This is a genomic window from Roseateles toxinivorans (assembly GCF_004362525.1).
GTDB classification, from domain to species: domain Bacteria; phylum Pseudomonadota; class Gammaproteobacteria; order Burkholderiales; family Burkholderiaceae_C; genus Paucibacter; species Paucibacter toxinivorans.
On record NZ_SNXS01000006.1, the window covers coordinates 1 to 23796 of the forward strand.

Genomic DNA, 23796 nt, shown 5'->3' on the forward strand with positions numbered 1-23796 from the left:
GGCAGATAGCCCGGATAGTCCCTCCACCTCGGCACCCTCAGTCGCTGCGTCTGAAGGTGCTGCCCCGAACATACAAGCCCGGATGCAATCCGGGGTCCCAGCCTCACTGAGCTTTGGGCTTGGGCAACATCTCCGCCAGCTCCGCCTCGCTGATGATCTCGAACACCTGCACCACCTTTTGCACGCCGCTGACGCTGCGCGCGATGTCGGTGGCGCGGGTGGCCTCGCGTTCGGTGACACGGCCCATCAGATAGACGACGGCGCGTTCGACATGCAGGTCGAAGGCATTGCTCATCACGTCCTTGGCGTCGATCAGGCTGGCCTTGACCTTGCTACGGATGATCACGTCGTTGGAGCGGCTGGTCAGCGAGGTGCTGCCCATCACCGCCAGTTCATTGAAGGTGTTGCGCACATTCTCGACCCGTGACACCGCCTGCTCGACGGCCGTGCGGTCGGCCTCGCTGTCCACCTCACCGGTGATAAGCACCAGGCGGTTGTAGCTGTTGATGCTGACATGGCCGCGATCGCCCAGCACCTCGCGCACGCGGGTGCCTGCCTTCAGCTCTATGCCCTGGTCCTCGATCTGGATGCCCGAGGTGCGGCGGTCGGTGGCCATCAGGGCACCGCCCACCATCGCGCCACCCACCACCAGCGGCGCGCAGGCCGTGCCCAGCAGGGTGGCGCCGACGAGGCCGGCGATGACGAAGAAGCGGGGCAGATGCTTTTGAATGCTCATGGGAGTCCTGTCGGGGGGCAAGAAAGTGGGGGCCGCGGGCGGTCTATTCGCCAGTGCCCAGCAGTTGCAGATCAACGGCGTCGCACAGGCAATGGGCCAGCAGCCGGTGGATCTCGCTGACGCGGGCGGCGCGGCTGTGGGGCACGCGGATATGCACATCGGTGTCCACCAGGCGCGAGCGCAGGTCCTCGTCCACCTGGCCGGTCAGCGCGATCACCGTCATGTCCTGGGCGTGGGCGGCGTCCAGCAGTTCGCGCAGCGCGCCGGGGGCGGCCTGCTGGGCATCGAACAGCATCAGCACATCGCCGGGATGGCCCAGGGCCTGGACCTGGCGGGTGAGTATGGTGCCGCTGTCGCTGCCCGGGCCCAGGCTCAGCTGGGCCTCGAAGCCCAGGGCGACGGCGGCCAGGGCCGGGCGATCCTGTTCGAAGCGACCCAGCAGTAGGGCCGCCATATAGTGGGCGTCGAGGCTGGACAGCCCGTGGCCGCAACACATGACCCGTCCGCCGCCGGTGATGCCGTCAACCAGGGCCTGGGCCGCGCCGGCCACCGGGCGCGCCAGCGCTTCGGCCACCTGATATTGCAGGTCGGCGCTCTCGAAAAAGTGCTGTTGGATTCTTTGCTCAAGCATGAGGCGCGATCATAGGGCAGATTGAGGGTTTGCCCGGGGTGGAGCCGGGCTCCAGAGGCTGAGAGGCCATCGAATGCCCCCGCGCCGGGGCGGCCAAGGCCGCTGGGGTAGGCGCGACGTGCCGCCCAGGCTGACGCCTGGGCAAGCGGCGCAACGCCCCCCAGCGGTCTTGGGTACCCCGGCCCGCAGGGTGAGGCCACAAAGCGGGCCCACTCGTCGTTGCAACGCCTCGCCGGGACCCAACCCCGGCTGCGCGTCGCGCCTAGATTGGGACCGTTTTGTGGCCTCACGCGGGGGCATCCGATGGCCTCTCAGCCTCTGCCAGCATCAAACGCGGCAGGCAGCCATTCGATGACATCGCCCTGCACCGCAATCACGTCAAAACGGCAGGGCGGCGGCGAGGCCCAGCGCAGCAGATAGTGCTGGGCGGCGAAGATCAGCCGCCGCCGCTTGGTCGCCGTGATGCTGGCCGCCGCCCCGCCATGGCTGCTGCTGGCGCGGGCTCGGACTTCGACGAAGACCAGGGTGCCGTCGGCGGCGCGCACAATCAGGTCCACTTCGCCGCCGCGTGCCGTAGGGCCCCGCGCGACTCGATAATTGCGCTCCACCAGGCTCAGGCCCTGGCGCTTCAGGAAACGCAGCGCCAAGGTCTCGGCATGGTCCCCGGTCTCTTTGGAGGTTCCCGTCTTGAGCATTGATGCCTCCGCTTCCACCCTGTTGCGTGACGCCGCCGCCGCCGCTGCCGGTGGCCAACAGTATCCCGCCTCGACACTGTATGTCGTGGCCACGCCTATCGGCAACCTGGCCGACCTGACTCTGCGTGCGATCCAGGTCTTGAGCCTGGTGGACGCTGTGGCCTGCGAGGACACCCGCGTCACCGGCGGCTTGCTGCGCCACCTGGGGCTGGACAAGCCCTTGGTCGCCCTGCACCAGCACAACGAGCATGCGGCCTCGGGCCAGGTACTGGAGCGGCTGCGAGCGGGCCAGCGCGTTGCCTATGTCAGCGATGCCGGCACGCCGGCGATCTCCGACCCCGGCGCGGTGCTGGTGGCCGCCGTTGCTCAACAGGGCCTGCGAGTGTTCCCGGTGCCCGGCGCCAGCAGCGCGGTGACGGCGCTGAGCGTGGCCGGCGATGTGCAGGCCGACGGCTTCGTCTTTTCAGGGTTTTTGCCGACCAAGGCCGGCGAGCGGCGCGAGGCCCTGCTGGCACTGGCCGCAAGCCCGCGTGCGCAGGTGCTGTTCGAGGCACCGCACCGCATCAATGCGCTGACCGATCTGCTGGCCGAACTGCTGCCCGAACGCCGGGTGACGGTCTGCCGCGAGCTGACCAAGCAGTTCGAGGCCGTCAACACGATGCTGGCTGTCGACCTGCCGGCCTGGATGCAGGCCGACGCGATGCGCGCCCGCGGTGAGTTCGTGCTCGTGCTGCATGCGGCACCGTCTGTCGCCGTCGATGAGGCCGCGTTGCCGCCGGCCGCCACGCGGGCGCTGTTGGTGCTGATGCGCGAACTGCCGCTGAAGCAGGCGGTGTCGCTGGCGGCGGAGTTGTCGGGGTCGCCGCGCAATGCCCTGTATGAGCATGCGCTGGCCTTGAAGAAGGCGGGCGATCAAGTCTGAATGAGTCAGCTGAGGGGCACGCCGCACGGGCGGCGTGCCTTCTCAGCCTGTTGCTGCCGGATCAGACGGCAGGCTTGGGGGCCGCAGCCGGAGTGGCGGTCGGCGCAGCAGCCGGCTTCTTCGCATGCTTGGCATGCTTGACGGTCTTGGCTGCCGGCTTGGCGGTGGCGGCGGCCGTCTTGGCGGCGATCTTGGCGTCGGCCTTCGCTGCCGGGGCTTCAGCCTTGGCGCTCACGGCCGGTGTTGCCGGAGTGGCTGGCGTTGCGGCCGGTGTTGCGACCGCTGCGGTGGTCTTGGCGGCCGGTGCCGGTGCGGTGGCCGCAGCAGGCGTTTGAGCCAGGCTGGCGGCGCTGATCGAAGCAAAAACGGCGGTGGCGATGAGGGTCTTGAAGCTGTTCATATTTGATCCTGTTGGCTGAGGTGTTGAGTGGTTCGGCGGGCCCGTGGCTCTACAACGCCAGCAGGGTCAATCGGACGACGGCCAAGACGTAAAGGTCTGTTACCGACGATTGCCGGCCCATGCCTCCTACAATGCGGCCATGATCTCGCGCGAACCCACTCTTGAACGCCTGCAACTGGCACGTACGCTGCTGTTGGAGCCCTTTGGTCTGAGCGAACCGGTGCTGAGCAAAGCGCTGCGGCTGATCACTGAGCACCGCGTCGATGATGCCGACCTCTATTTCCAGACCACGCGCAGCGAAGGCTGGAGCCTGGAAGAGGGCATTGTGAAGAGCGGCAGCTTCAGCATCGACCAGGGCGTGGGCGTGCGCGCGGTGGCCGGCGAGAAGACGGCATTCGCCTACTCCGATGACATCTCCGAAGCCGCCCTGCTGGACGCCGCACGCACGGTGCGCAGCATTGCAAGCGCCGGCCAGAGCCGCAAGGTCAAGGTGCCGGCCAAGGCGACGATCGCGCAAGGCCGCATGCTGTATGGTCGCGACGACCCTATCGCCAGCCTGGACAGCACGCAGAAGGTGGCGCTGCTGGAGAAGACCGAGAAGCTGGCCCGCTCCAAGGACCCGCGCATCGTGCAGGTGATGGCCGGCCTGGCCGCCGAGCACGAGGTGGTGCTGATCGCCCGCGCCGATGGCACCCTGGCCGCCGATGTGCGCCCCTTGGTGCGGCTGAGCCTGACGGTGATTGCCGAGCAGAACGGCCGCCGCGAGGTCGGCTCCGGTGGCGGCGGTGGCCGCTTCGGCTTGGCCTACTTTACCGACGCGATGATTGAGAGCTATGTGCAGCAGGCGGTCAATGCAGCGCTGACCAATCTGGAGTCAAGACCTGCCCCCGCCGGCGTCATGACCGTGGTGCTGGGCCCGGGCTGGCCCGGCGTGCTCTTGCACGAGGCCGTCGGTCATGGCCTGGAGGGCGACTTCAACCGCAAGGGCTCCAGCACCTTCGCCGGCCGCATCGGCCAGCGCGTTGCCGCCAAGGGCGTGACCGTGCTGGACGACGGCACGATCGCCGACCGCCGCGGCTCGCTCAATGTCGATGACGAGGGCAACCCCAGCCAGCGCAATGTGCTGATCGAGGACGGCATCCTGCGCGGCTACATCCAGGACAGCATGAATGCGCGCCTGATGGGCGTGAAGCCCACCGGCAACGGCCGGCGCGAGAGCTATGCCCATATGCCGATGCCGCGCATGACCAACACCTACATGCTGGCCGGCAAGAAGACGCCCGAGGAGGTGATCGCCTCGATCAAGAAGGGTCTGTACGCGACCAACTTCGGCGGCGGTCAGGTGGACATCACCAGCGGCAAGTTCGTGTTCTCGGCGTCGGAGGCCTTCTGGGTCGAGAACGGCAAGATCCAGTACCCGGTCAAGGGCGCGACCTTGATCGGCAACGGCCCCGAGGCGCTGACCCATATCAGCATGATCGGCAACGATATGCAGCTGGACACCGGCGTCGGTGTCTGCGGCAAGGAGGGCCAGAGCGTGCCGGTGGGCGTGGGCCAGCCGACGCTGCGCATCGATGGGCTGACGGTCGGCGGGACCGCCTGAAAAAGCCGTGCTACATTTGGTCCCCATGCGCTTCCCCAAGTTTTTCTTTGCCTTCTTTTGGTTCTCGCACCGCACCGGCGGAGGAGAGGGCAGGGCTTGAGACAAGCACAGACCGAATCCTAGAAACCGCCGGGTCCCCACCCGGCGGTTTTTTTTCGCCTCGCCACTTTGATCGACTTTTGCTACACCGGAGCTCCAAGCATGAACGCAGCCAAATCCGCGCACCAGGCCGAACGCTGGTACTCGCCGCAGGACAAGACGAGTCAGACCGATGACGAACGCATCCGCGACATCACGCCGCTGCCGCCGCCCGAGCATCTGATCCGCTTCTTCCCGATCAGCGGCACGGCGATGGAATCGCTGGTTGTCAACACGCGGCGCCAGATCCGCGACATCATGCATGGCAAGAGCGACCGGCTGTTGCTGATCATCGGGCCCTGCTCGATCCACGATCCGGCCGCCGCTGTCGAGTACGCCAAGCGCCTGAAGGAGATGCGCGACAAGTACGCCGACACGCTGGAGATCGTGATGCGCGTGTACTTCGAGAAGCCCCGCACCACGGTGGGCTGGAAGGGCATGATCAACGACCCCTATCTGGACGAGAGCTACCGCATCGACGAGGGCCTGCGCATGGCCCGCCAGCTGCTGCTGGAGATCAACCGCCTGGGCTTGCCGGCCGGCAGCGAGTTCCTGGACGTGATATCGCCGCAGTACATCGGTGACCTGATCAGCTGGGGCGCGATCGGCGCACGCACCACCGAGAGCCAGGTGCACCGCGAGTTGGCCTCGGGCCTGTCGGCGCCGATAGGTTTCAAGAACGGCACCGACGGCAATATCAAGATCGCCACCGACGCGATACAGGCGGCGGCCCGCGGCCATCACTTCCTGTCGGTGCACAAGAACGGCCAGGTCGCCATCGTCGAGACCAAGGGCAACAAGGATTGCCATGTGATCCTGCGCGGCGGCAAGGCGCCGAACTATGACGCCGCCAGCGTTGCCGCCGCCTGCAAGGACCTGGAGTCGGCCAAGCTGGAGCAGACCCTGATGGTGGACTGCTCCCATGCCAACAGCAGCAAGAACCATGAGCGCCAGCTGGATGTGGCCCGCGACGTGGCCGAGCAGATCAAGGCAGGCAGCAAGCGCGTGTTCGGTCTGATGGTCGAGAGCCACCTCACTGCCGGCGCGCAGAAGTTCAGCCCCGGCAAGGACGATCCGGCCAAGCTGGTTTATGGCCAGAGCATCACCGACGCCTGCCTGGGCTGGGACGCCTCGGTGGAGCTGATGGCTGTCCTGGATCAAGCGGTGCGCGCAAGACGCTTGAACGCCTGAGGGCTCAGCCCCGACAATCGGGGCTGGATTCAGCATGAGGGGAACGCGATGCGCCACGAAGTGATCGTCAGCTTTGGTCCGGGTGAAGAGGTGGGCATTGCCCTCGATGGCTTGGAGGCGATGTCGTACGAGGAGGCGCGCACCTGGCTGGACCAGCAGTTCCTGCTCAATGAGTGCGAGCCGATGCGCGGCTCTGGCAAGGTGCTGGCAGTGGACAAGATACTGTCGGTTGCCAACGCGGTAGGCCTGGTGGCCTTCCAGAACGAGGAATGGGCTCAGCAGTACGCCCGCGCCGTCAGCGCCGCGCTCAGCAAGGGCCAGGTGCGGGTGGACCTGGTGGCGCTGACGGCGCGCTGAGCCTCCGCCCCCTCCCGCCCCTCCGCCCCTCTTGAAACCGGGCGGCCGGCCCCCATCTCTTGTGCGCCGCCGGGCTTGCCCGGCATGCTGCGCTTTCCGAACCCAAAATCTAGAGGTCGCCCTACGATGGACAAGAAAACCCATTCATTTCAGGCCGAGGTCAAGCAGGTCCTGCACCTGGTCACCCACTCGCTGTACTCCAACAAGGAAATCTTCCTGCGCGAGCTGGTCTCGAACGCGTCCGACGCCTGCGACAAGCTGCGCTTCGAGGCACTGGACAATGCCGCGCTGTTCGAGGACGCGCCCAATCTGGAGGTGCGCGTCAGCTTCGACGCCGAGGCCAGGACCCTGACCATCCGCGACAACGGCATAGGCATGAGCGCCGACGAGGCGATCGCTCACCTGGGCACGATTGCCAAGAGCGGCACCCGCGAGTTCATGGACAAGCTCGAAGGCGACCAGAAGAAGGACGCCAGCCTGATCGGCCAGTTCGGCGTTGGCTTCTACTCCGGCTTCATCGTCGCCGACCGCATGACGGTGGAAACCCGCCGCGCCGGTCTGCCCGCCGACCAGGGCGTGCGCTGGAGCTCCGAGGGCACGGGCGACTTCGAGGTCGAGACCATCAACCTGCCCGAGCGCGGCACGGCCGTGACCTTGCATCTGCGCGAGGGCGAGGAAGAGTTCCTGAAGACCTGGCGCCTGAAGTCGGTGATCAGCAAGTACTCCGACCACATCTCGCTGCCCATCCTGATGCGCAAGGAAGAGTGGAACGCCGAGAAGGCCGAGTCCACCGTGACCGACGAGTGGGAAACGGTCAACAAGGCCGCCGCGCTGTGGACGCGCAGCAAGAGCGAGATCACCGAGGAGCAGTACACCGAGTTCTACAAGCAGATCAGCTACGACACCGAGCCCCCGCTGGCCTACACGCACAACCGCGTCGAGGGCCGCAGCGAGTACACGCAGCTGCTGTTCATCCCGGCCAAGGCCCCGTTCGATCTGTGGAACCGAGACAAGCGCGGCGGCGTCAAGCTCTACGTCAAGCGCGTCTTCATCATGGACGACGCCGAGGCGCTGATGCCGGTCTACCTGCGCTTCGTCAAGGGCGTGATCGACTCGGCCGATCTGCCACTGAACGTGTCGCGTGAGCTGCTGCAGGAAAGCCGCGATGTGAAGGTCATTCGCGAGGGTTCGACCAAGCGCGTGCTGGCGATGCTGGAAGACCTGGCCGAGAACCAGGCCGAGAAGTACGCCGCCTTCTGGAAGGACTTCGGCTCGGTGCTGAAGGAGGGCGTCGGCGAAGACCATCAGAACCAGGAGCGCCTGGCCAAGCTGCTGCGCTTTGCCTCCACCCATGCCGACGAGGGCGTGTCCCTGGCCGACTATGTGTCGCGGATGAAGGAAGGCCAGGAGCCGATCTACTACATCACCGCCGACACCTTGGCCGCGGCCAAGAACAGCCCGCAGCTGGAGATCTTCCGCAAGAAGGGCATCGAGGTGCTGCTGCTGACCGACCGTGTCGATGAGTGGATGCTGTCGCATCTGTTCGAGTTCGACGGCAAGCAGCTGCAGAGCGTGGCCAAGGGCGCCGTCGATCTGGGCAGCCTGCAGGACGAGGAAGAGAAGAAGAAGGCCGAGGAAGTGGCCACCGCCTTCAAGCCCGTGCTGGACCGTTTGAAGGAGTCGCTGAAGGCCCGCGCCAAGGACGTGCGCGTGACCACGCGCCTGGTGGACTCACCGGCCTGTATCGTCGTCGAAGCGGGCGATGTCAGCGGCCATCTGGCCCGTCTGCTGAAGCAGGCCGGCCAGCAGGCGCCGACCGGGCTGCCGACGCTGGAGGTCAACGCCGACCACGCGCTGGTCAAGAAGCTCGACGGCAGCGCGCACTTCGACGATCTGGCCCAGGTGTTGTTCGACCAGGCCGTGCTGGCCGAGGGCGGGCACCTGGAAGATCCTGCGGCCTATGTGCGGCGCATCAACGCCTTGCTGGTCGGCTAAACAGCCTCTTCCATCGCCTCGAGCTGCTCGCCGAGGCGGGTGATCTGGTCGTTCCAGTAGGCGTGATCCCCGAACCAGGGAAACGCGATCGGAAAGGCCGGATCGCCCCAGCGCTTGGCCAGCCAGGCGCTGTGGTGGATCATGCGCACGCAGCGCAGCGGCTCGATCAGGCGCAGCTCGCGGCGGTCGAAGTCGCAGAAGGTCTCGTAGCCTTCCAGCACGCAGGCCAGCTGCTGGCGCTTGGCCAGATCGTCACCGGACAGCAGCATCCACAAGTCCTGTATCGCCGGGCCGGTGCAGGCATCGTCCAGATCGACGAAATGCGGGCCCTTGTCCGGCGTCCACAGGATGTTGCCGGGGTGGCAGTCGCCGTGCAGGCGCAGCGTGCGTAGCTCGGGCACGGCCTCATAGGCGGCGGTGATCGCCTCGATCGAGCGGTTCACCGAGTCCAGCCATTTGGCCTGCATCTCCAGCGGCACCGAGTCGTGTGCCAGCAGCCAGTCTCGGGCATCGATCGCCGGTTGCGCACCCACCCAGCTGACGCGGTGCTCGAACGGGCGCTGACGGCCGACCAGATGCAGGCGGGCGATGAAACGGCCGATCCAGGTCAAGGTGTCGGGATCGTCCAGCTCGGGGGCGCGACCGCCGCAGCGTGGCGAGACGCTGAAGCGCTGTGCGCCAGAGACCGCCAGCGTGGCCGGGTCCCCGACCAAATGCATGCCTTCCACCGTCGGTGGCTGCAGGGTCCAGGGCGCAACCATCGGCACTTCGGCGGCGGCCAGTTCCAGTGCGAACTGGTGCTCTTCGAGTATCTGCGCATCGGTCCAGCGCGCAGGGCGGTAGAACTTGGCCACCGCCACTGGGCCATCCTCCAGATGGACCTGGATCACGCGGTTTTCATAGGAGTTGAGCTGCAGCATGCGGCCGTCGCAGCGCAGGCCCACGGCCTCCAGCGCGTCCAGCATTCGGTCGGGGGTGAGCTCGGCGAAGCCGGCATCCAGAGTCATGTTCATGCCGCGCAGGGTAGCGCATGCAGTGCGCTCGGGCCTGCGCCGGGCCAATCAGCGGTTGGCGGCGACTCTGGGCGACGCCCCATCGACGACGATGCCGACGATGTCATCCGGTGCGTCTTCGTGGGCATAGATCGGCTCGGGCAGCGGGCGCTCGTTGCCCACGGCGCTCAGCCGGGCGGGAGCGAGCTTGGCGGTGGCGATGGCACCCGGCTGCGGGAAGTCGTTGCCGCTGAGCGAGTCGAAGCGGTTGTCGGGCGCGAAGAAGGAGTCCTGAAACACCGTCGAGTCCTGCCACAGCGCATTACGCTCGCCGCGCTTGGCCGCTGCAGACTTGGTGGCCATGGCAGCACTCGGTAGGCTCCCCGGCGCCGGCGCCGGCTGTGGGCCGCGCGCCGCGGCATTGCTGAATGGCACCAGCAACTGCAGTTCGGCCACGCTGGGCAGGTTGTCGGCGGTGCAGCGCAGATAGCGGATGCGGCAGGCTGCCAGCACCGATTGCTTGATCTGCAGGCTGCGCTGCGAGGGCTCGCGGCCGGTATCGAGGTCCAGTGCCGCCAGCACCCGCCCATTGGGGCTGCAGACGACAAAGCTCACATGGACGGCGCCCAGCAGTTCGTACCAGTAGCGCACTTCCTTGGCATCGGTCGGCTGGCAGAAGCGCACCAGCGGCAGCTTGGCCAGCAGCACATGGTGGGGCAGAGCCTCGCGCAGCAGGCGGTAGATGCGGCGCTCATCGGTATTGAATACGGGGCGTGCCGCTACCGCCCACTCATTGGGCAGTGCCTGGTTGTCTGCCGTCGGACGCCTCTTGACCCACAGCACAAGGGCGGGGGACAAAATGGCGACCAGCAACAGCGCAAGTGTCCACAGCAGGGTGGTTTGCATGTCCCGAACGACGCTTCACGTATGGGGCACTGCGGCTGCAATGCCAACTTTTTACTGTAACGGATAGTAATGAGCGGCCCGCTCAGGTGCTACCCCCAGAGCCGGGGGTGAGATGCCGGGCATGTGGTGGGCGCGGTCTATTCGCGGCCGGCGCGGCGGGTATCGCTGACGCCGGACTTCACTTCACCGATGGCTTCGATGAACTCGCCGACCGCATGGGCGTGGCGCTTGAGCTGGAAGTCCAGCTCGGCGGCATGGCGCTCGATGGCCTCGCCGACGTGGGACGACACCGAGTCCGGAGGCAGGCGCAGCCAGGCCTCGGAATCCGGCCCGTCACGCTCGACGGTGGCGCCGGCATTGCGGGCAATGCGCAGCATGGCCGTGTTTTCGCTCAGCGCGTGAATGAACATCGTGTCTATGCCGCGGTTGCGGGCATGCAGGGCGGCATGCTCGAACAGGCGTGCGCCAAAACCCCGCCCGCGGTTCTTGTTCAGCACCGACACACCGAACTCGACCATGGGCGGCTTGTCGGGCAGCTGTGGCGCGGGCTCATAGGCCAGGTGTGCCATCGCTATCAGCTGCAACCGGCGGTTGAAGATGCCCAGCACCTCGTCGCGCTCGAAGTTCAGCGATTCGGCATAGCGGCCGATCTGCTCATCCGAGGCCGGATAGCCGAAACGCAGGTATCTGTCGTCGGGCCCCAGACTCAGCAAATGGGTCAGGATGCGAGCGCGGTGACGTGGTGCCAAGGAACGTATCGGCACCCACGACGACCAGGCCTTGAAGACCGCACCCGGCGCCTGGCTCAGGGCTGCGCCCATTTGGGTCAGCGCGCTGGCGGGGTGGGCGTCGTCGCCGCTGTCGGTGGAGGAGTCGGTGTTCATGTGAATTAAGTATTTACCCTGATTTTATCCGGCTGACCAGCGGTTTCTGTGTACCCGTGGCTTTGCCGTCAGCTGCTCCAGCTTGTCTGCGACTTTTCAGCAAGAGGTAATCTGGGATATACTGTTCGACTTTCCCGAATCTGGCTTCCGGGAAAGAAGCGTTGCGGTAACAGCGAGAGGTCGCAGTTCACACAAGCGGCACCGAGCACGGTCGCAACGTTCTCCATTTAGAAGCCAAACGACACATCTTGCCTTTTGCTTCGTGCAGGGGCCGGATGACTCGAAAGAAACTCATGAAAACCTTCAGCGCCAAACCGGCCGAAGTGACGCACGAGTGGTTTGTGATTGACGCCACCGACAAGGTGCTCGGACGTGTTGCCAGCGAAGTGGCACTCCGTTTGCGCGGCAAGCACAAGGCCATTTACACGCCTCACGTGGACACCGGTGATTTTATCGTCATCATCAACGCGGAAAAGCTCCGCGTGACCGGCAACAAGGCCAATGACAAGGTGTACTACCGTCATTCGGGCTTCCCGGGCGGCATCTACGCCACCAAGTTCAAGGACATGCAAGCCAAGCATCCGGGCCGCGCCCTGGAAAAGGCCGTCAAGGGCATGCTGCCCAAGGGGCCGCTGGGTTATGCGATGGTCAAGAAGCTGAAGGTGTATGCAGGTGCCACGCATCCGCACACCGCCCAGCAGCCCAAAGCGCTGGAAATCTAAGGAGCGGTGATGATCGGAAACTGGAACTACGGCACAGGCCGTCGCAAGTCTTCTGTGGCTCGCGTGTTCATGAAAAAAGGTTCGGGCCAGATCCTGGTCAACGGCAAGCCCGTTGAACAGTATTTCGGTCGCCAGACCTCGATCATGGTCGTCAAGCAGCCGCTGATGTTGACCAATAACGGCGAAGCATTTGACCTGAAGATCAGCGTCAAGGGCGGCGGCGAATCGGGTCAGGCCGGCGCTGTGCGTCACGGCATCACCCGCGCACTGATCGACTACGATGCGGCTTTGAAGCCGGATCTGAGCCGCGCAGGCTTCGTCACGCGTGACTCGCGTGAAGTGGAACGTAAGAAGGTCGGTCTGCACGGCGCTCGTCGTCGTAAGCAGTTCAGCAAGCGCTAATTTCAGCGCTGTACCGAACCCTCACGGGATCACAAGACAAGGCCGCTTCTGCGGCCTTGTTTGTTTGTGCGCCGCTTTTTGCCGAGTTCGGCAAAGTCCCGGGCATTGCAGGGCTTTGGCCGCTGTGTGAAGATGCGGCCGCAGCTATTGAACTTGACCGCTTGGGGCCTCATCTCAAGTGACAGCCCCAGAACTCCAGGAATCGCCATGAACGCAGTCGCAGAAAATCTTTCCGTCGTCGCAGACGATATGCCGCCGCCTCCGCTGGTGTTCACCGACAGCGCCGCCGACAAGGTGCGCGACCTGGTGGCCGAAGAGGGCAATCCGGACCTGAAGCTGCGCGTGTTCGTGCAGGGCGGTGGTTGCTCGGGCTTCCAGTACGGCTTCCAGTTCGACGAAGTCGTCAACGAAGACGACACGCAGATGCACAAGAACGGCGTCACGCTGCTGATTGACGCGATGAGCCTGCAGTACTTGACCGGCGCCGAGATCGACTACAAGGATGACCTGCAAGGCGCCCAGTTCGTGATCAAGAACCCGAATGCGACCACCAGCTGCGGCTGTGGTTCCAGCTTCTCGGTCTGAGTCCCCGCTACAACGATCAAAGGCCGCCTCCGGGCGGCTTCTTCTATTGGCCGGCAGGGTATAGGGCGCCCAGCACTCTGGGGCCCGTAGCGCCGGTGACCTGGGGCAGATTGCCCGGCGCGCGCAGGTTGAACTGCCGAGCCAGCCAGGCAAAGGCCGCGGCCTCGACCTGCATCGCCGGCAGGCCACGCTGATCGGTGCTCAGCACCTGCAGCGTTGGCAGCCTGGCCTGCAGGCGGTCCATCAGCGTGCTGTTGAATACGCCGCCACCGCAGACCAGCAGTTCGATGGCTTCCGGGGCGTACGCCTGCAATGCTTGGCTGGCGCAGGCGGCGCTGAGCTCCAGCAGGGTGGTCTGCACGTCCTGGGGCGAGGCGGCGGCCGCGTGGCGGCTCAGATGGGTATCCAGCCAGGCCGCGTTGAACAGATCGCGCCCGGTGCTGCGTGGCGGCGGGCTGGCGAAGAAGGGCTCGGCCAGCAGCGCCGTCAGCAGCTCGGGCAGGACCTGGCCGCCGGCGGCCCAGGCGCCGCCGGCGTCATAGGCCTGGCCCAGATGGCGCAGCGCCCACAGGTCCATCAGGCAGTTGCCCGGGCCAGTGTCGAAGCCGGTGGTGCTGCCGTCGGCGCAGAGCAGGCTGATATTGCTGATGCCGCCGACGTTCAGTACCGCAACCGACTGCTCCGGCCGTCCGAACAAGGCGCGGTGAAACGCCGGCACCAGCGGCGCACCCTGGCCACCGGCGGCCAGATCGCGGCTGCGCAGGTCGCAGACCACGTCGATGCCGCCGAGTTCGGCCAGCAGGCTGCCATTGAGCAGTTGCAGGGTGTAGCCAACGCCATCGACGGCGCCGGGCCGGTGGCGCACGGTCTGGCCGTGGGCACCGATGGCCGTGATCTGGTCGGGGCGGAACTGGCTGCGTTGCAGCAGTTTGGCCGTCACCGCGGCGTAGGCTCGGGCGATCGCATTGGCGGCCAGCGCGCCGCGGTGCAATTCGTTGGCGCCGGGGCTGTTCAGCGCCAGCAGCTCGGCGCGCAGTGTGTCGTCGAAGGGCTGATGGCAGTGCTCCAGCACCTGAATCCGGCTGTCAAAGGCGGCGAGCACCCCGTCCACCCCGTCCATCGAGGTGCCGGACATCAGTCCGATGTAGTGCTCGCTCATGAGGGCTGCCGGGGCGGCCGGCGGGCTCAGTCAGCGCCGCTGACGCCCGTGCCTATGGACTCAGCCACGGTCAGCTGGGTCTTGATGCTGGCCACCAGCTCGCCGAACTGGGCGCGGGCGGTGGCGGGCAGCGGAATGCTTTCCGAGGCCTTGGCGATCAGGCGCGGGTCCTGGTGCTGGCCATTGACGCGGAATTCGAAGTGCAGATGCGGGCCGGTGGCCCAGCCGGTGGCACCGACCGCGCCGACCCGCTGGCCTTGCTCGACCCGCTGGCCCTTCTTGACGTCGATGCGGCTCAGGTGCGCATAGACGGTGGTGCGATCACCGGCATGGCGGATGTGCACGACATTGCCGAAGCCGTTCTGCCAGCCGGCAAACTCGACCGCGCCATCGCCGACGGTGCGCACCGGCGTGCCGGTGGGGGCACCGAAGTCGGTGCCCAGATGGGCGCGCCACTTCTGCAGGATCGGGTGGAAGCGCATCGCGAACCCTGAGGTCACGCGCGAGAACTCCATCGGGCTGGCCAGGAAGGCTCGACGCTTGTTCTGGCCGTCGAAGCTGTAGAAGCTGCCCTTGCCGCTGGCGCTGTCCTTGAACCAGACGGCCGAGTAGGCGCGGCCGTTGTTGACGAACTCGGCGGCGAGCACGCGGCCTGCAGAGCCGTCCCAGGTGATGGGCTCACCATCGGCGGTCAGGGTTTCGTAAACGACCGAGAAGCGGTCGCCCTTGCGCAGATCGCGGTGGAAGTCGATGTCGCCCGACAGCATGTCGGCCATCTGCGTGGCAATGGCGTCAGGGATGCCGGCCTCGTCGGTGGCGGCGAACAGCGAGGAGCGCACGCTGCCACTGCCCAGCTTGACCTGGGTGCGCAGCGGTACGGCTTCCAGTTGCGAGCTGAAACCCTGCTCGCCGCGCTTGATGCTCAGGCGGCTGAAATGGGTGTTGGCCTGCTCGGCGCGCTCGGCGGGGAAGCGCACGATCAGCGATTCGACACGGCCGGAGGCGTCGGCCAGCACTTGCACGCGCTTGCCAGGGCGGCCTTGAAGGACGCGCTTGCCCAGAGCGTCTGTGCGCAGAAACGCGGCGGCCTGGGGGTCGAAGGCACCGAGGCGGCGCAGCAGGCTGTCTGCAGTGTCACTGCCGCGGGTCAGGTCGTTGCGGGTCAGTTCAAGCTCATGGGCGGCCAAGGCTGCCAGCTGGGCTTCCAGATCGATGTTCACCACCGATTCGGTGATCACCTGGCGCGGCAGATCTGCGGCATCGGGCGACAGCGGCGCGATACCGAAGGCGGTGACGGCAAAGCCGCTGAGCAGCCCCACGACGGTGCCGGTGAGGGCGCGCGGGTGCTTGGCGGCGAAGGTCTCGGTGCGCTGTGCTGCACCGATAAAGCCGAGTTTCAGTTCCTGGATCCAGTCAGTCACTATGGGCGGGTGCCGCAAGGGCTCTGTTCTGGTTCGCCCCGTACTGACTGGGTCTCACCTGGTTGGCAACGGACGCCTGAGGCGTCCACTAGAATCCGGCTGCCGGTTGTCTGTGCGAAACCGCACAGTCAATCCCGCATTTTTGGGCCGAGGGCGCAGTATACCCAGCCACCCCCGCCGTCAAATCCCGAATAACCCCGAAACGCCTAAAACGACCGCCATGTCCGACTTTCAAGCACCCGCAGCAAACGCCCCCGACTCAGCCGCGACCGGTGCTGCGCGCTATCCGGTGACGGACAAGGTGCTGGAGGCGCTGTCCGTTTCCAGGCGCGGTTGCGATGAATTGCTGCCAGAAGCCGACTGGACGGCGAAGTTGGCCCGCTCCGAGGCCACCGGCACGCCGCTGCGCATCAAGCTGGGCCTGGATCCGACGGCGCCGGACCTGCATGTGGGCCACACGGTCGTGCTGAACAAGATGCGCCAGTTGCAGAACCTGGGCCACACGGTGATCTTTCTGGTCGGCGACTTCACCAGCCTGATCGGCGACCCCTCTGGTCGCAACAGCACCCGCCCGCCGCTGACGGCCGAGCAGATCAAGCTCAATGCCGAGACCTACTACGCCCAGGCCAGCCTGGTGCTGGACCCGGAGAAGACCGAGATCCGCTACAACTCCGAGTGGAGCGACGCCCTGGGCGCCCGCGGCATGATCGCGCTGGCCGCCAAGTACACGGTGGCGCGGATGATGGAGCGCAATGACTTCCATGACCGTTTCAAGGCCGGCACGCCGATCTCGGTGCACGAATTCCTCTACCCGCTGATGCAGGGCTATGACTCGGTGGCGCTGAAATCCGACCTGGAGCTGGGCGGCACCGACCAGAAGTTCAATCTGCTGATGGGTCGCCACTTGCAGCAGGAGTACGGCCAGGAGGCGCAGTGCATCCTGACCATGCCGCTGCTGGAGGGCCTGGACGGCATCGAGAAGATGTCCAAGAGCAAGGGCAACTACATCGCGATCACCGAGCCGCCGAACGAGATGTTCGCCAAGGTGCTGTCAATCAGCGACACGCTGATGTGGAAGTACTTCAACCTGTTGAGCTTCCGTGCCGAGGCCGAGATCGCCGGCCTGCGACGCGAGGTCGAGCAGGGCCGCAACCCCAAGGATGCCAAGGTGCTGCTGGCCAAGGAGATCACCGCGCGCTTCCACTCGGCCCGCGCCGCCGACGAGGCCGAGGCCGATTTCAACAATCGCGCCAAGGGCGGCATTCCGGACGAGATTCCCGAGCTGGCCCTGACCGGCGCGCCGCTGGGCATTGCCGCGCTGCTGAAGGCGGCCGGTCTGGTGCCGTCCAGCAGCGAGGCGATGCGCATGATCGAGCAGGGCGGCGTGAAGATCGACGGCGCGGCGGTCAGCGACAAGGGCTTGAAGGTCGCAGCCGGCACCTTGGTGCTGCAGGTCGGCAAGCGCAAGTTCGCGCGCGTCACCTTGACCTGAGGCGGGTGGATTGATTGCGGTCTTGCAGCGCGTCAGGCAGGCGCGGGTCGAGGTGGCTGGCCAGGTGATCGGCGCGATCGACCAAGGCCTGCTGGTGCTGGTCTGCGCCGAGCCGAGCGATACCGAGCTGCAGGCCGACAAGCTGGTCACCAAGCTGCTGAAGCTGCGCATCTTCAGTGACGGCGCCGGCAAGATGAATCTGAGCGTGCAGGACGTCGGCGGCGGCCTGTTGATCGTGTCGCAATTCACTCTGGCGGCCGATACCTCCAGTGGCAACCGGCCCGGCTTCAGCGCGGCGGCTGGACCCGAGCAGGGGCAGCGGCTGTATGACACGGTGGTGAAACTGGCGCGGGAGCGCCATCCGCGGGTGGCCACCGGCGAGTTCGGCGCCGATATGCAGGTGTTCCTGCAAAACGACGGGCCGGTGACGATACCCATCCGTATCTGACTGACGGCCCATGAAAAAAGCCCATCGTTACCGATGGGCTCTTTATCGAGAAGGTGGGTGCTGGCTTGTGCGCGACCTCAGTCTGCGTATTGCCCCGCCGCCTTGATCACAGGACCCCAACGGTTGATCTCCGACTCGACGAACTTCTTGTGCTCGGCGCCGTTCAGGCGTGCATCGCTGATGATCACCGAACCCAGCGCCTCCTGGCGCTTCATGAAGTCGGGATCCTTCAACGCGTTCTTCATCGCGGCGTTGATCTTGTCTGTCACCGCCTTGGGCGTGTTCTTCGGTGCGTACACGCCGTGCCAGATGCCGACCTGGAAGCCCTTCAGGCCCGCCTCATCGAGCGTCGGCAGTTTGGACAGCGCAGCACCGCTCAGGCGCTTGCTGCTGGTCACGGCAAAGGCCTTGACCTTGCCCGCCTCGATTTGCGAGGTGGTGTTGGTGGTCTGGTCGCACATCAGGTCCACCTGGCCGCCCAGCAGGTCGGTCATTGCCGGGGCGGTGCCCTTGTAAGGCACGGTCACCATGTCCACCTTGACCGTGCTCTGATACAGCAGGCCGCACAGATGCGAGGCCGAACCCAGACCGGCGTTGGCCAGATTGATCTTGCCGCGGTTGGCGTCGATCCACTTGGCCAGTTCGGCGTAGTTGTTGGCCGGCAGGCTGGGCTTGCCGATCAGGGTCATGGGCACATCGACGACCAGGCCCAGGTACTCGAAGTCTTCCAGCGTCTTGTACTGCATATTGCGGTACAGGGCCGGGGCGGTCGCCATGCCGATATGGTGCAGCAGCAGGGTGTAACCATCGGGGGCGGCCTTGGCCACCTTGGTGGCGCCCAAGGTGCCGCCAGCGCCGCCGACGTTGTCGATCAGGATGGTCTGGTTGCCCAACGATTTGCGCATCACCTCGGCCAGGTCGCGCGCGACCTTGTCGGTCGGGCCACCTGCGGCAAAGGGCACGACGATGGTGATGGCCTTCTCGGGGTACTCGGCAAGGGCGGCTCCGGCGCACAGGCTGGCGGCAACACCGGTCAATAGAAGCTTCTTCATCGCTGTCCTCAAGGAAATAGCTGGGGGTGCCAAATATTAGGGCTGAGGCAGTGGCCGCGCCCTGCGGGAACTACGTAAGCGCGCCGGGCTCAGGGAAAGCGCCTACGACCTGCTGATACGACTTCAGTCGTACTTGCGCGCGTCCTCGATCACCTTGCCGTCATTGGGCAGGCTGCCGGGGGGCACTAAGACCACATCGCCGCGCAGCTTGGTGATGTCGCGCATCGCCTGAGCCACCTGCTCGGCCAGGCCCTCGGGGGCGTTGGCGATCTCCAGGCGCAGCTGCATCTGGTCGTTGGCCATTTCGCCGCTGACGACCAGCCTGGCCTTGCCCAGTTCGGGGAAGCGGCGCGTGATCTCGGCCACCTGGCCGGCGTGCACGAACATGCCGCGCACCTTGGCGCTCTGGTCGGCGCGGCCCATCCAGCCCTTGATGCGCGCGTTGCTGCGGCCGGTCGGGCAGTGGCCGGGCAGCAGGGCGCTGAGGTCGCCGGTGCCGAATCGGATCAGCGGATAGTCGGGGTTCAGGGTGGTGACGACCAGCTCGCCGACCTCGCCCTCGGCGACAGGGTCGCCGGTGCCGGGGCGCACGATCTCGACGATCACGCCCTCGTCCAGCACCAGGCCCTCGCGGGCAGGCGTCTCGTAGGCGATCAAGCCCAGATCCGCCGTGGCATAGCACTGATAGCCCTCGACGCCACGCTCGCGCAGCCAGTCTCGCAGCGAGGGCGGAAAGGCCTCGCCGCTGACCAGGGCCTTGCGCAGCGAGGGCAGGGCGGTGCCCGCCTCTGCGGCCTTGTCGAGCAGTATCTTCAGAAAACTGGGCGTGCCCACATAGCCGTGCGGGCGCAGCTCGCTCATGGCCTGCAACTGCAGCTCGGTGTTGCCGACGCCGCCCGGGAACACGCTGCAGCCGATCGCGTGGGCGCCGCTTTCCATCATCGCGCCGGCCGGCGTCAGGTGGTAGCTGAAGCTGTTGTGCACCAGGTCACCATGGCGAAAGCCGGCGGCATACAGTGCCCGTGCCGAGCGCCAGTAGTCGCGCCCCTGCCCCTCGGGCTCGTAGATTGGCCCGGGCGACTGGAACACTCGCTGTGCGCCGCTGCTGCGCACCTGGCCGGTCCAGCCGATGGCGGAGAAGCCGCCGAACACGTCGTGTGCGCGCTGGGCCTTCTGACGCTCCAGCAGCTCGTGCTTGCGCGTCACCGGCAGCGCGGCAAGCTGGCTGCGGCTGGCGATGCTGTCCGGATCGACGCCATCCAGCAATTCGGCATATGCCGGGGTCAGATCCTGAGCCCTGGCGATCTGCTGCGGCAGCGCCGCCATCAGCTCGCGTTCGCGCAGTGCCGGGTCGCGCGATTCCAGGGCGTCGTAGAAGTTGCTCATGATGTTTCGTCCGTCCAGCGCACCAGGCGCTTCTTGATCTCGTCCTGCAGCGTGCGCACGTCGGCGCTGCTCTTGCAGACACGGGTGTCCCATTCGGGGCTGCGTGCGGGGCGCTTGGCCAGCTTGGCGGTCAGCGTGGTTTCGTCAGCGCTCAGCTCAACGATGGTCTGACCCTTCAGCAGGAACTCACTGCCGCGCTCGCTCAGTTGCCGCAGATCGCGCAGCGCGCGCTTGAGCTGCAGCAGGGCCTGGTCGGGCTTGAACGCGGGCGGGGCAAAGAAGTTGTCGCTCATCTGCGTCCTCTCAAGCCAGCCAACGCTTCCTGCGCTTGTAGCTTTTCACATCCTTGAAGCTCTTGCGGTCGCCGCCGCCCATGCCCAGATAGAACTCCTTGACGTCCTCGTTCTCGCGCAGCGCCTTGGCCTCGCCGTCCATGACAATGCGACCGTTCTCGAGGATGTAGCCGTAGTCGGCATAGCGCAGCGCGATATTCGTGTTCTGCTCGGCCAGCAGAAAGGTCACCTTCTCGCGCTGGTTCAGGTCCTTGACGATCTCGAACACCTCCTCGACGATTTGCGGCGCCAGGCCCATCGAGGGCTCGTCCAGCAGCACCATCTTCGGATTGGCCATCAAGGCGCGGCCGATGGCGCACATCTGCTGCTCGCCGCCGGAGGTGTAGGCGGCCTGCGATGTGCGGCGGTCCTTGAGGCGCGGGAAGTAGTTGTAGACCTTCTCCAGGGTCGCGGCCACCGCCGCCTTGCCATCCTTGCGGGTGTAGGCGCCGGTCATCAGATTGTCTTCAATCGACAGATGGGCGAAGCAGTGCCGTCCCTCCATCACCTGGATCACGCCGCGGTTGACCATGTCCGAGGTGGAGAGCTTCTCGATGCGCTCGCCACGCAGTTCGATCGAACCTTTGGTGACATCACCGCGCTCGGCACGCAGCAGATTGCTGACCGCGCGCAGGGTGGTGGTCTTGCCCGCGCCATTGCCACCCAGCAGGGCCACGACCTTGCCCTCCGGCACCTGGAGCGAGACGCCCTTGAGCACCAGGATCACATGGTTGTAGATCACCTCGATGCCGTTGACGTTGAGAAGGATGTTGGGTGTGGTCATGGTGATGCGCCTGGTTCTCTGTGCATTCTTCGCTCTTCCAAGCACCGCGCGCGGTGCTTGGAAGAGGGCCCGCGAGGGCCCCCGGACCTGCTTAGGACTGGCAGTCCTGCGGTGTGCGACGCGTCAGCTTCTTGTCGCTGGCGTACTTGTCGGCGGCGGCCTTGACCATCGGCTTGATGATCTGCTCGTCGGCCGAGATGAAGTCGGAGCTGAAGTTCCACTTCGCGCCGTCCCAGGTGTGCACGCGGGCCGTCACCGAGCCCATGTGGTCGACGCAGGAGGTGGACAGCGGACGCATCACGCCGGCCAGGCCCAGCGAGTCGAGCTTCTTCTGGTCCAGGGCCAGGTTCTCCAGGCCCCAGCGCACCTGCTCGCCGGTCATGACCTTGCCCTTGCCGAAGCGCTCCTGCGCGCGGCGCACGGCCTCGATGCCCAGCATCTGGATGATCAGGCCGCGGGTGTAGAGCACCGAACCGACCTCATCCTTCGGGCCCGTGCCCTGACCCTTGTCATGCACATGCTTGATGATGTCCTGGATGACCTTGGGCGTCTGGCCCGAGGTGTTCAGGGCCAGCGCGTTATAGCCCTTGGCGCCCTCGCCGACGTCCTTCACGTCAGGCTCGGCGCCGGCCCACCACACGCCGTACATCTTGTCTCGCGGATAGCCGGTGGCCTGCGCTTCCTTCAGCGCGGTGGAGTTCATCACGCCCCAGCCCCACAGCAGCACATAGTCGGGACGCTGCTGACGCACCTGCAGCCAAGCCGACTTCTGCTCGACGCCGGGCGCCGTGACGGGGATCTTCAACAGCTCGAAGCCATGGGTCTTGGAGCGCTCTTCCAGCAGCGGCATCGGCTCCTTGCCGAAGGGGCTGTCGTGATAGACCAGGGCGATTTTCTTGCCCTTGAGCTTGTCCAGCCCGCCTTCCTTCTTGCCGATGTGCTGGATCAGGATGTCGGCCGCCGTCCAGTAGCTGCCCATCAGCGGGAAGTTCCACTTGAACACGCCGCCGTCCTGCGAGGCCGACAGGCCATAGCCCAGGGTCACCAGCGGGATCTTGTCGACGGGCGCCTTCTCGGTCAGGGCGAAGGTGATGCCGGTGGCCTGCGGATCGATCATCGACGCGCCCTTGCCCTTGAGCCGCTCGTAGCATTCGACACCGCGGTCGGTGGCGTAGCCGGTCTCGCACTCCTCAAAGCTGATCTTCACGCCGTTGATGCCGCCATCACGCGCGTTGATCATCTTGATGTAGTCCTGCTTGCCATTAGCCCAGGGCACTCCATTCGGCGCATAGGGACCGGTGCGGTACACCAGCAGCGGGAAGAACTGCTCCTTGGCTTGCGCCAGGGCCGCCGGAGCGGTGAGCAGGCTGGACAGGCTTAGGGCCGCAAGGGCCGCGCCTTTTATCAGTGACTTCAACTTCATTGTCTGCCTCCAGAGGGGTGGAAAAAGCACTCGTCAGTGCATGGGGAAAAACTCGTTCTTGTCAGTGGGGGAAGGGCCACAGCCGCAGCTTCTCTTTGGCGATCGACCACAGGCGGGCCAGGCCGTGCGGTTCGACGATCAGGAAGAACACGATCAGCGCACCGAAGATCATCGATTCCAAGTGCGAGGCGGTGGCGGTGGACATCGGTATGTTCAGCCAGGCCGGCAACTGGTTCAGGAAGATGGGCAGGATGACGATGAAGGCCGCGCCAAAGAAGCTGCCCATGATGGAGCCCAGGCCGCCGATGATGACCATGAACAGCAGCTGGAATGAGCGGTCGATCGAGAAGGCCGCCGGCTCCCAGGAGCCCAGATGCACAAAGCCCCACAGCCCGCCGGCCACACCGACGATGAAGCTGCTGACGGCAAAGGCGGTGAGCTTGGCGTAAACAGGGCGGATGCCGATCACCGCGGCGGCCACGTCCATATCGCGCATCGCCATCCATTCGCGGCCGATGGCGCCGCGCACGAGGTTCTTGGCCATCAGCGCGAACACCGTCACCAGGGTCAGGCAGAACAGATACTTCTGCACCGGCGACTCGATGGGCAAGCCCAGCACCTGCAGGCCCGACACGGTGACCGAGCCCGACGACGAATCATTGGTGAACCACTTGATGCGCAGAAAGCTCCAGTCCACGAAGAACTGTGCCGCCAGGGTGGCCACGGCCAGGTACAGGCCCTTGATGCGCAGCGACGGAATGCCGAACAGCACACCCACCAGGGTGGAGCATGCGCCACCCAGCAGCAGAGACAGCACCAGCGGCATGCCCTCGATGCGCACATTGAAGTTGTAGGCCGCGTAGGCGCCCACTGCCATGAAGGCGCCGGTGCCCAGCGAGATCTGGCCGCAGTAGCCGACCAGGATGTTCAGACCGATAGCAGCCAGCGACAGGATCACGAAGGGGATCAGGATGGCGCGGAACAGGTACTCCGGCGCCAGCAGCGGCACGGCGATGAAGGCGATCGCCAGCAGCAGCGCGATGGCAATGCGGTCCTGCCGGATCGGGAAGATCTGCTCGTCGGCCTTGTACGAGGTCTTGAACTGGCCGTTTTCTCTATAGAACATATTGTCTCCAGCCC

At 65.7% G+C, this 23796-nt stretch carries 25 protein-coding genes; 10 read left to right on the forward strand and 15 right to left on the reverse strand.

Annotation, left to right across the window (positions count from 1 at the left end; translation table 11 throughout):
• Nucleotides 1-103: 103 nt before the first annotated feature.
• The 3 genes from DES47_RS21070 to DES47_RS21080 all read right to left on the reverse strand — a co-directional run bounded on the left by DES47_RS21070 (nt 104) and on the right by DES47_RS21080 (nt 2062).
• Nucleotides 104-736: a BON domain-containing protein gene (locus tag DES47_RS21070; protein ID WP_133702740.1), complete on the reverse strand. Its 633-nt coding sequence runs from the start codon at nt 734-736 to the stop codon at nt 104-106.
• Between the two features lie 43 nt (nt 737-779).
• Entirely contained in the window at nt 780-1367 is a 588-nt protein-coding gene (locus DES47_RS21075) for an SIS domain-containing protein (protein WP_133702741.1), read from the reverse strand.
• 311 nt (nt 1368-1678) lie between these two features.
• A complete protein-coding gene (locus DES47_RS21080; protein WP_133702742.1) occupies nt 1679-2062 on the reverse strand; it encodes a YraN family protein in 384 nt (127 codons plus the stop codon).
• Here DES47_RS21080 and rsmI point away from each other — a divergent pair.
• Nucleotides 2061-2984, forward strand: a complete 924-nt coding sequence (gene rsmI, locus DES47_RS21085; RefSeq protein ID WP_133702885.1) for a 16S rRNA (cytidine(1402)-2'-O)-methyltransferase — start codon at nt 2061-2063, stop codon at nt 2982-2984. The two genes, DES47_RS21080 and rsmI, sit on opposite strands and share 2 nt — an antisense overlap.
• Nucleotides 2985-3045: 61 nt before the next feature.
• On the opposite strand, the gene DES47_RS21090 is transcribed toward rsmI, so the two are convergent.
• Nucleotides 3046-3384 carry a hypothetical protein gene (locus DES47_RS21090; RefSeq protein ID WP_133702743.1) on the reverse strand — a complete coding sequence of 113 codons (339 nt, stop codon included), beginning with the start codon at nt 3382-3384 and terminating at the stop codon, nt 3046-3048.
• Between the two features lie 139 nt (nt 3385-3523).
• On the opposite strand from DES47_RS21090, the gene tldD reads away from it, so the two are divergent.
• From tldD to htpG, 4 genes are all read left to right on the forward strand, one after another.
• Nucleotides 3524-4987, forward strand: coding sequence for a metalloprotease TldD (tldD, locus tag DES47_RS21095; protein WP_133702744.1), 1464 nt, complete (start codon nt 3524-3526; stop codon nt 4985-4987).
• Between the two features lie 201 nt (nt 4988-5188).
• Complete coding sequence (locus DES47_RS21100) at nt 5189-6316, forward strand: 3-deoxy-7-phosphoheptulonate synthase (RefSeq protein ID WP_133702745.1); 1128 nt, start codon at nt 5189-5191, stop codon at nt 6314-6316.
• Nucleotides 6317-6364: 48 nt separating this feature from the next.
• On the forward strand, nt 6365-6673 hold the full coding sequence (locus DES47_RS21105; protein WP_133702746.1) for a hypothetical protein: 309 nt from the start codon (nt 6365-6367) through the stop codon (nt 6671-6673).
• A gap of 126 nt (nt 6674-6799) precedes the next feature.
• Nucleotides 6800-8668, forward strand: coding sequence for a molecular chaperone HtpG (gene htpG / locus DES47_RS21110; protein WP_133702747.1), 1869 nt, complete (start codon nt 6800-6802; stop codon nt 8666-8668).
• Here htpG and DES47_RS21115 read toward each other — a convergent pair.
• The 3 genes from DES47_RS21115 to DES47_RS21125 all read right to left on the reverse strand — a co-directional run bounded on the left by DES47_RS21115 (nt 8665) and on the right by DES47_RS21125 (nt 11450).
• A complete protein-coding gene (locus DES47_RS21115; protein WP_341800637.1) occupies nt 8665-9681 on the reverse strand; it encodes a serine/threonine protein kinase in 1017 nt (338 codons plus the stop codon). The genes htpG and DES47_RS21115 overlap by 4 nt on opposite strands.
• Nucleotides 9682-9729: 48 nt before the next feature.
• Nucleotides 9730-10566 carry a DUF2726 domain-containing protein gene (locus DES47_RS21120; RefSeq protein WP_133702748.1) on the reverse strand — a complete coding sequence of 279 codons (837 nt, stop codon included), beginning with the start codon at nt 10564-10566 and terminating at the stop codon, nt 9730-9732.
• Nucleotides 10567-10703: 137 nt separating this feature from the next.
• The gene (locus DES47_RS21125; protein ID WP_166652111.1) at nt 10704-11450 is read right to left on the reverse strand and encodes a GNAT family N-acetyltransferase; all 747 of its coding nucleotides are present in this window, start codon (nt 11448-11450) and stop codon (nt 10704-10706) included.
• A 293-nt stretch (nt 11451-11743) separates the two neighbouring features.
• On the opposite strand from DES47_RS21125, the gene rplM reads away from it, so the two are divergent.
• The 3 genes from rplM to erpA all read left to right on the forward strand — a co-directional run bounded on the left by rplM (nt 11744) and on the right by erpA (nt 13159).
• On the forward strand, nt 11744-12172 hold the full coding sequence (gene rplM / locus DES47_RS21130) for a 50S ribosomal protein L13 (RefSeq protein ID WP_133702749.1): 429 nt from the start codon (nt 11744-11746) through the stop codon (nt 12170-12172).
• Nucleotides 12173-12181: 9 nt separating this feature from the next.
• A complete protein-coding gene (gene rpsI / locus DES47_RS21135) occupies nt 12182-12574 on the forward strand; it encodes a 30S ribosomal protein S9 (RefSeq protein WP_133702750.1) in 393 nt (130 codons plus the stop codon).
• A gap of 207 nt (nt 12575-12781) precedes the next feature.
• Nucleotides 12782-13159: an iron-sulfur cluster insertion protein ErpA gene (gene erpA / locus DES47_RS21140; protein ID WP_133702751.1), complete on the forward strand. Its 378-nt coding sequence runs from the start codon at nt 12782-12784 to the stop codon at nt 13157-13159.
• Nucleotides 13160-13202: 43 nt separating this feature from the next.
• On the opposite strand, the gene DES47_RS21145 is transcribed toward erpA, so the two are convergent.
• Both DES47_RS21145 and DES47_RS21150 read right to left on the reverse strand, forming a co-directional pair.
• Entirely contained in the window at nt 13203-14318 is a 1116-nt protein-coding gene (locus tag DES47_RS21145) for an anhydro-N-acetylmuramic acid kinase (protein WP_208115078.1), read from the reverse strand.
• Between the two features lie 26 nt (nt 14319-14344).
• On the reverse strand, nt 14345-15739 hold the full coding sequence (locus DES47_RS21150; RefSeq protein ID WP_243748415.1) for a M23 family metallopeptidase: 1395 nt from the start codon (nt 15737-15739) through the stop codon (nt 14345-14347).
• Between the two features lie 220 nt (nt 15740-15959).
• Between DES47_RS21150 and tyrS the strand changes: the two genes are divergently transcribed.
• Together tyrS and dtd are read left to right on the forward strand one after the other, a co-directional pair.
• Nucleotides 15960-17231, forward strand: coding sequence for a tyrosine--tRNA ligase (tyrS, locus tag DES47_RS21155; protein WP_133702753.1), 1272 nt, complete (start codon nt 15960-15962; stop codon nt 17229-17231).
• A gap of 10 nt (nt 17232-17241) precedes the next feature.
• The gene (gene dtd, locus DES47_RS21160; RefSeq protein WP_133702754.1) at nt 17242-17679 is read left to right on the forward strand and encodes a D-aminoacyl-tRNA deacylase; all 438 of its coding nucleotides are present in this window, start codon (nt 17242-17244) and stop codon (nt 17677-17679) included.
• A gap of 77 nt (nt 17680-17756) precedes the next feature.
• Here dtd and DES47_RS21165 read toward each other — a convergent pair whose 3' ends face one another.
• The 6 genes from DES47_RS21165 to DES47_RS21190 form a co-directional block, all read right to left on the reverse strand.
• Nucleotides 17757-18731: a tripartite tricarboxylate transporter substrate-binding protein gene (locus DES47_RS21165; RefSeq protein ID WP_133702755.1), complete on the reverse strand. Its 975-nt coding sequence runs from the start codon at nt 18729-18731 to the stop codon at nt 17757-17759.
• Between the two features lie 123 nt (nt 18732-18854).
• Nucleotides 18855-20117, reverse strand: coding sequence for a phenylacetate--CoA ligase family protein (locus DES47_RS21170; protein WP_133702756.1), 1263 nt, complete (start codon nt 20115-20117; stop codon nt 18855-18857).
• Nucleotides 20114-20410: a hypothetical protein gene (locus DES47_RS21175; protein ID WP_133702757.1), complete on the reverse strand. Its 297-nt coding sequence runs from the start codon at nt 20408-20410 to the stop codon at nt 20114-20116. The genes DES47_RS21170 and DES47_RS21175 overlap by 4 nt, the downstream gene beginning before the upstream one ends.
• 10 nt (nt 20411-20420) lie before the next feature.
• Nucleotides 20421-21233, reverse strand: a complete 813-nt coding sequence (locus tag DES47_RS21180) for an ABC transporter ATP-binding protein (RefSeq protein ID WP_133702758.1) — start codon at nt 21231-21233, stop codon at nt 20421-20423.
• A 91-nt stretch (nt 21234-21324) separates the two neighbouring features.
• Nucleotides 21325-22656 (reverse strand): ABC transporter substrate-binding protein, encoded by a 1332-nt coding sequence (locus DES47_RS21185; RefSeq protein WP_133702759.1) that lies wholly within the window; start codon nt 22654-22656, stop codon nt 21325-21327.
• A 61-nt stretch (nt 22657-22717) separates the two neighbouring features.
• Nucleotides 22718-23782: a branched-chain amino acid ABC transporter permease gene (locus DES47_RS21190; protein WP_133702760.1), complete on the reverse strand. Its 1065-nt coding sequence runs from the start codon at nt 23780-23782 to the stop codon at nt 22718-22720.
• Nucleotides 23783-23796: the final 14 nt, after the last annotated feature.